The 1,816-nt window shown below is 61.8% G+C and carries 2 protein-coding genes and 1 pseudogene; all 3 read left to right on the forward strand.

From position 1 onward, the window contains the following. On the forward strand, positions 1 to 860 hold an 860-nt coding region (locus UTM25_RS21760; protein WP_320715345.1), incomplete at its 5' end, for a carbon-phosphorus lyase complex subunit PhnI. Further along, positions 853 to 1,698, forward strand: coding sequence for an alpha-D-ribose 1-methylphosphonate 5-phosphate C-P-lyase PhnJ (gene phnJ, locus UTM25_RS21765; RefSeq protein WP_194401608.1), 846 nt, complete (start codon positions 853 to 855; stop codon positions 1,696 to 1,698). The genes UTM25_RS21760 and phnJ, both read left to right, overlap by 8 nt. Continuing rightward, positions 1,695 to 1,816 (forward strand): annotated as a pseudogene (gene phnK / locus UTM25_RS21770) (phosphonate C-P lyase system protein PhnK); the annotation flags it as partial. The gene phnJ and the pseudogene phnK, both read left to right, overlap by 4 nt.

Below are 1,816 nucleotides of genomic sequence, written 5' to 3' on the forward strand. Positions count from 1 at the left end.
GCGACAGCGTGGAAGCTATTTTCCTGCTGCGCGCCTGGCGCACCACCGTTCCCCGTCTGGCAGTCAGCGAGCCGGTGAACACGGCGGAAATGCGCTTAGAACGCCGCATTTCAGCGGTGTACAAAGACATCCCCGGCGGCCAGCTGCTTGGCCCGACCTACGACTACACCCATCGCCTGCTGGATTTTACCCTGCTGGCGAACGGCGAAGCGCCGCAGCTGAGCACCTCAGACGCCGAACAGGAACCGTCTCCGCACGTCTTCAGCCTGCTGGCGAAACAGGGTCTGGCGAAGACGGAAGAAGACTCAGGCGCGCAGCCGGATGACATCACCCGCACGCCGCCGGTTTACCCGTGCTCGCGCTCGTCCCGCCTGCAGCAGCTGATGCGCGGCGACGAAGGCTATCTGCTGGCGCTGGCCTACTCCACCCAGCGCGGCTACGGGCGCAACCACCCTTTTGCGGCCGAAATTCGCAGCGGCTACATCGACGTCGAGATCGTGCCGGAAGAGCTAGGTTTTGCGGTGAACGTCGGCGAACTGCTGATGACCGAGTGTGAAATGGTCAACGGTTTCTTCGCCCCGGAAGACGAAGACCCGCACTTTACCCGCGGCTACGGGCTGGTCTTCGGCATGGGCGAGCGCAAGGCCATGGCCATGGCGCTGGTCGACCGCGCCCTGCAGGCGCCGGACTACGGCGAGCACGTTGCAGGCCCGGCGCAGGACGAAGAGTTCGTGCTGGCCCACGCGGATAACGTTGAGGCCGCCGGTTTTGTCTCGCACCTCAAGCTGCCGCACTACGTCGATTTCCAGGCCGAACTGGAACTGCTGAAACGCCTGCAACGGGAGCGCAAAAATGGCTAACTTAAGCGGCTACAACTTTGCCTATCTGGATGAGCAAACCAAACGCATGATCCGCCGCGCCATCCTCAAAGCGGTGGCCATTCCGGGCTATCAGGTGCCGTTCGGCGGCCGCGAAATGCCGATGCCCTACGGCTGGGGCACGGGCGGTATTCAAATTACCGCCAGCGTGATCGGCGAGGCGGACGTGCTGAAGGTCATCGACCAGGGCGCCGACGACACCACCAACGCCGTGTCGATTCGCAGCTTTTTCCAGCGCGTCACCGGCGTCAATATCACCGAAAAAACCGAAGACGCAACGCTGATCCAGACCCGACACCGCATCCCGGAAACCCCGCTCACTGAAGATCAGATTTTGATTTTCCAGGTGCCGATCCCGGAGCCGCTGCGCTTTATCGAGCCGCGCGAAACGGAAACCCGCACCATGCACGCGCTGGAAGAGTACGGCGTCATGCAGGTGAAGCTGTATGAGGATATCGCCCGCTTCGGCCATATCGCCACCACCTACGCCTACCCGGTGAAGGTGAACGGGCGCTACGTGATGGACCCGTCGCCAATCCCAAAATTCGATAACCCGAAGATGGACATGATGCCCGCCCTGCAGCTTTTCGGCGCCGGGCGCGAAAAACGCATCTACGCCGTTCCGCCTTACACTCGCGTGGAAAGTCTCGATTTCGACGATCACCCGTTTACGGTGCAGGAGTGGGACGAGCCGTGCGCCATCTGCGGATCCAAACACAGCTATCTGGACGAAGTGGTGCTGGACGATACGGGCAAACGGATGTTTGTCTGCTCCGACACCGATTACTGCCGCCAACAGAGCGAGGCGAACGGCCAATGAAACCGCTGCTTTCGGTTAATAACCTGACTCACCTGTACGCGCCGGGCAAAGGCTTTAGCGACGTGTCGTTCGAGCTGTGGCCGGGCGAAGTGCTGGGGATCGTCGGCGAGTCCGGCTC

The organism is Enterobacter sp. 61D5, from assembly GCF_034107965.1.
In the GTDB taxonomy this organism is placed as follows: Bacteria; Pseudomonadota; Gammaproteobacteria; order Enterobacterales; family Enterobacteriaceae; genus Enterobacter; species Enterobacter cloacae_M.

Bases quoted from the DNA above. Each gene is read 5' to 3' on its own strand.
- phnJ (WP_194401608.1), top strand. From the start codon at position 853: ATGGCTAACTTAAGCGGCTACAACTTTGCCTATCTGGATGAGCAAACC.